Below are 6,949 nucleotides of genomic sequence, written 5' to 3'. Positions count from 1 at the left end.
TGGATGCCAAGGGAATCGAAGAGGTACTTCCACAATTTCTGGACTTTGCCAAGGATGCGATTTTGGTGGCTCATAATGCGGACTTTGACTACCACTTTGTCAGTACTAAGGCAAAGGCTTTAAATCTTCCTTTTTCAGCACCGGTGATTGACACGGTGGCCTTGTCCCGCCTGCTTTTACCAAGACTAAGTCGTTTTAAGCTGGATACTGTGGCAAAGGAATTGAAGATTGAGCTTTTGCATCACCATAGAGCGGTGGATGATGCGGAGGCTACTGCAAGAATTTATCTAAAAGAGTTAGAGCTTTTAGAGCAAAGAGGCGTTAGCTCCTTAGAGGAAATCGACAGTCTGGAGGTGGATCAGGTGGGGAAGGTACGAAAGCTCCCCAGCTACCATATTATCCTGCTGGCAAAAAATGATATTGGAAGAATTAACCTCTATCGTCTGGTTTCTCTGTCCCATTTGCAGTATTTCCGAATGAAGCCGAGAATTCCCAAGTCTTTGCTGAAAAAATATCGGGAAGGACTGATTATCGGCTCAGCCTGTTCCAGCGGAGAGCTTTTTCAGGCTATGGTGCGAGGGGCGGATGACCAGCAGCTTTTGGAGATTGCCTCTTTCTATGATTATCTGGAAATTCAACCTTTAGGGAATAATGCCTATATGCTGGAATCAGATCGTTTTTCCGCAGAAACGGAAGAGGATTTGATTGCCTATAATAAGAAGATTATTGCCTTGGGAGAACAGTTGAAAAAGCCGGTATGTGCTACCTGTGATGCCCATTATGCGGATGAGGAAAATGATGTTCTTCGGAGAATCGTTCTGGCTACAAAGGGAATGACAGATGAGGAAGGAGAAGCAAGACTCTTTTTTAGAAGTACCACGGAGATGCTGGAGGAATTTTCCTATCTGGACAGCAATACCCAAAAGCAGGTGGTCATTGACAATCCTTTGAAGATCATGAAAATGTGTGAGCCGATAAAGCCTGTTCGTCCCGACAAGTGTCCTCCGATTATTGAACATTCAGACGAAACCCTAAGACAAATTTGTTATGAGACTGCCCATAAAATCTATGGACCCAAGCTTCCGGAAATGGTAGAAAACCGCTTGGAGACGGAATTAAATTCCATTATCTCCAACGGTTATTCCGTGATGTATATTATTGCCCAAAAGCTGGTGGATAAGTCCAATGAGGACGGCTATCTGGTAGGCTCCAGAGGTTCCGTCGGTTCCTCCTTTGCCGCTACCATGGCCCATATTACCGAGGTAAATCCCTTGCCGCCTCATTATGTCTGCCCTAAATGCTATTACACGGACTTTGACTCGGAGGAGGTAAAGTCCTATTCCGGTATGGCGGGCTATGATATGCCAAGTAAAATCTGTCCCCACTGCGGTACGGTATTAAATCGTCTGGGCTTTGATATTCCCTTTGAAACCTTCCTGGGCTTTGACGGAGATAAGGAGCCGGATATTGACTTAAACTTCTCCGGAGAGTATCAGGCCAGAGCCCATGCCTATACCGGAGCCATTTTTGGAGAGGAAAATACCTACAAGGCGGGAACTATCGGTACTTTAGCGGAAAAAACCGCCTATGGTATGATTAAGAAATTTTATGAAGAGCGGGGAGAAAAGAAGAGAACTGCGGAGCTGAATCGTCTGGTAGCGGGAATTACCGGAATCAGAAGAACCACCGGACAACATCCCGGCGGTATTGTGGTGCTTCCCCATGGAGAGGATATCAACACCTTTACACCGGTACAGCATCCTGCCAATGATACGGAAAGCCCCATTATTACCACCCATTTTGACTACCATAAGATTGACCATAACCTTTTGAAATTGGATATTCTGGGACATGATGACCCCACCATGATACGAAAGCTACAGGATTTAACGGGCTTGGATCCGGTAAAGGATATTCCCTTGGATTCTCCTGAAGTGATGTCCTTGTTCCAATCCACGGAAGCTTTAGGCATTTCCCCGGCAGATATTCAGGGGGTGGAATTGGGCTGTCTGGGGATTCCGGAGTTTGGTACCCAGTTTGCTATGCAAATGGTACAGGACACCAAGCCGAAATACCTTTCCGACCTGATTCGTATTTCCGGACTTTCCCACGGAACAGATGTTTATCTGAATAATGCTCAGGATCTCATCCTAAACGGGGTTACCACCCTGAGAGAAGCCATTTGCTGTCGTGACGATATCATGGTGTATTTGATGCACATGGGCTTGGAGCCGGGAGAAAGCTTTAATATTATGGAGGCCACCAGAAAGCATAAGCCCTTAAAGGACGAGTGGTGCGAGCATATGCTGGAGCATGGGGTGCCCCAGTGGTACATTGATGCCTGTAAAAAAATCAAGTACATGTTCCCCAAGGCCCATGCGGCGGCTTACGTTATGATGGCTTATCGTGTGGCCTATTGTAAGGTTTTCTATCCTAAGGAATACTATACCGCCTATTATACGGTTAGAGCGGACGGTTTTGATTTTGATAAGATGTGCTTCGGTGTGGAGAAGCTTCGTTTTCATATCAAGGAGTATTCTTCCAGAGAGAAGCTTTCCGCAACAGATCAACTCTGTCTTCGGGATATGAAGATTTGCGAGGAAATGTATGCCAGAGGGATTCAATTTGCCCCTCTGGACATTTACAAGGCGAAGGCAAAGGACTTCCAAATCACGGAAAAGGGAGAGATTATGCCTTCCTTTAGTTGTATTGCCGGTTTGGGAGAGGCGGTGGCCCAGGGATTGGAAGAGGGAGCAAAATACGGAAAATACCTCTCCAAGGATGATTTTATCCAAAGAACCCACTGTCCCAAGGCCTTTGCAGACAAATTCCATGAATTGGGGCTTCTAGGTGACATTCCCCTATCCAATCAGATGTCCCTCTTTGACTTATAATACAAAACAACGGATTTTCTTGTAATATTGCCTTTTTTCATATACAATACAACTATATATCTTGTGACATGCAATAGACTGCATTGTTAGAAATAGGAGGAAGGATCTATGAAAGTTTATGAAACCGGCAGTATTCGTAACGTAGTTCTTTTAGGTCATGGAGGTGCCGGAAAAACCACCATTGCAGAAGCATTAGCTTATGTAACTTCTGGAATTAATAGAATGGGTAGTGTTGATGACGGGAACACCCTGTCTGACTTTGATAAAGAAGAAAAGAAGCGGAAGTTTTCCATTTCCACTTCCGTGATTCCTATCGAGTATAAGGGAGAGTCCGGAGAGCTGAAGATGAATATTTTGGATACTCCCGGATACTTCGATTTTGTAGGAGAGGTTGAAGAAGCTGTTTCTGCGGCAGATGCGGCAATTATCGTGGTAAACGGTAAGGCGGGAATTGAGCCGGGAACGGTACGGGCCTGGGAGCTGTGCGAAGCCAATGCTCTTCCCAGACTTTTCTTTGTCAGCAATATGGATGATGACAAGGCTTCCTTCAGACAGCTGGTTTTGGATCTGGAAAAGCAGTTCGGTAAGTCTGTAGCACCTTTCCAGCTTCCTATCCGTGAAAATGAGAAATTCGTGGGCTTTGTAAACGTGGTAAAGATGGCCGGAAGACGCTTTACAAAGATGAATGAATATGAGGCTTGTCCTATTCCCGACTATGTGGAGAAGCACTTAACCATTGCCCGTTCCGCCTTGCTGGAGGCAGTAGCGGAAAGCTCCGATGAACTGATGGAGAAGTATTTTGCCGGAGAAGAGTTTACGGTAGAAGAGATTCAGGCGGCTTTACGGGAGAATGTAGAAGCTTGCAAGATTGCTCCGGTGCTGATGGGATCCGGGCCAAATGTGCAGGGCTTTAATGTATTGCTTCAGGTTTTGGAGAAATACTTCCCCTCTCCCGAGTCCTTGGAATCCATCGGTGTGGATGCTTCTACCGGAGAACACTTTAGAGCGAAGTATCAGTCTGATAAGAGCCTCAGTGCAAAGATTTGGAAGACCATCGCAGATCCTTTCCTTGGAAAATACAGTCTATTTAAGATTTGTACCGGTGTATTAAAGGCCAATTCTGAAATTTACAATGTAAATAAAGAAAGCATGGAAAAGGTGGGAAAGCTCTATCTTCTTCGGGGAAATACCCCTATTGAAGTGCCTGAGCTAAAGAGTGGAGACATCGGTGCAGTAGCGAAGTTAAATATCAGTGAAACCGGAGACAGCATTTCTGTTCGTAATGCCCCCATCCTTTATCATGGACCCAAGCTTTCCGAGCCCTTTACCTTTATGGCTTATCGTGCAGAGCAAAAGGCGGATGAGGATAAACTTTCCACTGCTTTACAGAAGATGATGGACGAGGATAGAACCATCAGATTACAGGCTGACCCGGAAAACAGACAGAGCTTAATTTACGCTATCGGAGAACAGCAGTTAGAGGTTTTGGCTTCCCGATTAAAGGATCGATATAATGTTTCTATTGATTTGGAAAAGCCACGCTTTGCTTATCGTGAGACTATTAAGAAGACCGTAAAGGTTCAGGGTAAATATAAAAAGCAGTCCGGTGGACACGGACAGTATGGAGATGTTGTTATGGAATTCTCTCCAAGCTTTGACTATGACCAGGCCTATACTTTTAAAGAGCAGGTTTTCGGCGGTGCTGTACCGAAGAACTATTTCCCGGCTGTTGAAAAGGGAATTGCAGAGTCCTGCAAGAAGGGACCTTTGGCAGGATATCCTGTTGTAGGTGTCAATGCCACCTTGTTGGACGGCTCCTACCACCCGGTAGACTCCTCCGAGCAGGCCTTTAAGACAGCGGCTTCCATGGCTTTTAAGGATGCTTTCCTTCAGGCAAGCCCCATACTCTTAGAGCCGATTGCACACCTGAATGTTACTGTTCCGGATGCCTTTACCGGAGATATTATGGGAGATCTGAATAAGCGTAGAGGAAAGATTTTGGGTATGACCGCCCTTAGAGACGGAAAGCAGCTGGTTGAGGCTGAGCTTCCCATGAGTAACCTCTATCTTTATAATACTGACCTTCGCTCCATGACCGGAGGAGCAGGAAGCTTTTCCTTCTACTTCGTGCGTTATGAGCAGGCTCCCGGAGATATCCAGAATCGTGTAGTGGAAGAGTCCAAGAAGATGATGGAAGAATAAAAAGAAATGCTTACAATACTTAAGATAATATATCCCATTATAGTCGTAGTGGTAGGGTTTGCTCTTTCTTATGTATTTTATGTTTGGAAACCAAGAGGAGTACTTGGGTTTTTTGTGTATACTCTTATTATTCTTTTGATGATTATAGTGGGCAGAAAAATATACCATAAGAGTTAGAATTGCATTTCAAACCAAATATAAAAAAAGGTAGCTATAGTTTTGGCTACCTTTTTTTATATTTACAAGGAGGAAATGAGCGTTATAGGACAAAACGTGTGTAAAAAATATTTCAAAATTTAGCAGTAAATACTTGAAAATAAACTACAATAATGATAAACTTCAAATAAGTTAATTATAACAAATTCGGGATGTAGTAAATTTATTGGATATCACTTGAGAAAAATGTAATTTAAGATTGTATTAATTTACTTCAAAATAGGGAAATAGCTATTAGAAGAAGGCAGGAGCGACGACTTTGCCGAATTATTTATATGTGACAAGTGATATATATACAAGCCACAGCGTGGATAAAATTTATACTAGATATGAAAACAAATATTATTTAGATTCGGCGAGAACACAGTATGTGGGTTCTTGGTCATTCAGTAAACGATGGGGACATTAAAGTATGAAATTTGCGAAAAAGGAGATATTACGTGCACTTTTAATACTGGTAGTACAAATGCTAACAAGCTTTATGATAGCATATTTTACCGATAGAACATGGAGCTTAAAGAACTTCATTTCTAACGATACAATCATAGTATTTTGGGTTACTTATTTGGTTTGTAAAATATCTTTTGCATTTTTTAAGAAAGCCAATTTAAAGAAAGATGAAAATAGTTAGAGTAACGATTATTCGCAAAAAGTGCGTTTGATTCTATGAATTAATAATAATTTGCTTTGATCAAATATATTTCAGAAAAAAATATTTTAATAAAAAAAAACAGTAAATCAAGTCGGTTTACTGTTTTTTTATGTAAATGGTCAATAACCCGTCATCTTTTTTCTCTTCACAAAAATTGAGACATTCATTAGTCTGTATACTGGAGTTGCCAACGATTACTTAACAGTAATCTAGCAAGAAATGGCTTGTTGCTTACAATTGACATAAAATCAAGAATACTCTATCATATTTCTGATTCCTTAAGAAGAAATAATGTTTTTCAGATGAGGTGAATATGATTCGTATAGCCATTGATGCCATGGGAGGGGACTTAGCGCCTTCTGCCATTGTAAAAGGGGCAATTGACAGCCTTTCTTCCTGCCCGAATACCAAGCTTCTTCTCTATGGAGAGGAGAAAGCCATTCAGGAAGAATGTGCCAAATACCAATATGATAAAGAAAGAATTGAGATTATTCCCTGTAGCGAGAATATCAGCTTGCATGAGTCTCCGGTTATGGCCATTCGGAGAAAAAAGGACTCCAGCATTGTTAGGGGAATGAAGGCGGTTAAGGAGGGAGAGGCAGAGGCCTTTCTTTCTGCCGGTTCCACCGGAGCAATTTTAGCCGGAGGACAGCTGATTGTCGGAAGAGAAAAGGGGGTATTGCGTCCTCCCCTTGCGGCTTTAATGCCCACAAGACAGGGTGTAACCCTTCTTACGGACTGCGGTGCCAATGTAGATGCCCATCCGGAGTGGCTTGTACAGTTTGCCAAGATGGGTGCCATCTATATGAAGGAAATGCTGGGAGTTTCCTCTCCCACGGTAGGCCTAGTAAATATCGGGGCGGAAGAAGAAAAGGGAAATGCTCTGGTGAAGGCTGCCATGGAAAAGTGTAAGGAGGAAAAAGACTTAAACTTTATCGGTTCCGTAGAGGCCCGGGATATTGTAGAAGGAAACTGTTCCGTTGTA

The 6,949-nt window shown here is 43.0% G+C and carries 3 protein-coding genes; all 3 read left to right on the top strand.

All coding sequences use genetic code 11. The features are described 5' to 3' along the window. Positions 1 to 2,894: PolC-type DNA polymerase III (locus RDQ32_RS10430; protein ID WP_308580408.1), on the top strand; the 2,894-nt coding region annotated here is incomplete at its 5' end. Between the two features lie 108 nt (positions 2,895 to 3,002). Then, the gene (locus RDQ32_RS10425) at positions 3,003 to 5,096 is read left to right on the top strand and encodes an elongation factor G (protein ID WP_308580407.1); all 2,094 of its coding nucleotides are present in this window, start codon (positions 3,003 to 3,005) and stop codon (positions 5,094 to 5,096) included. 1,181 nt (positions 5,097 to 6,277) lie between these two features. After that, on the top strand, positions 6,278 to 6,949 hold a 672-nt coding region (locus RDQ32_RS10420; RefSeq protein WP_308580405.1), incomplete at its 3' end, for a phosphate acyltransferase.

The organism is uncultured Oribacterium sp. (genome assembly GCF_902481605.1).
GTDB lineage: Bacteria > Bacillota > Clostridia > Lachnospirales > Lachnospiraceae > Oribacterium > Oribacterium sinus.
This window is presented reverse-complemented; position numbering and strand designations above follow the sequence as displayed.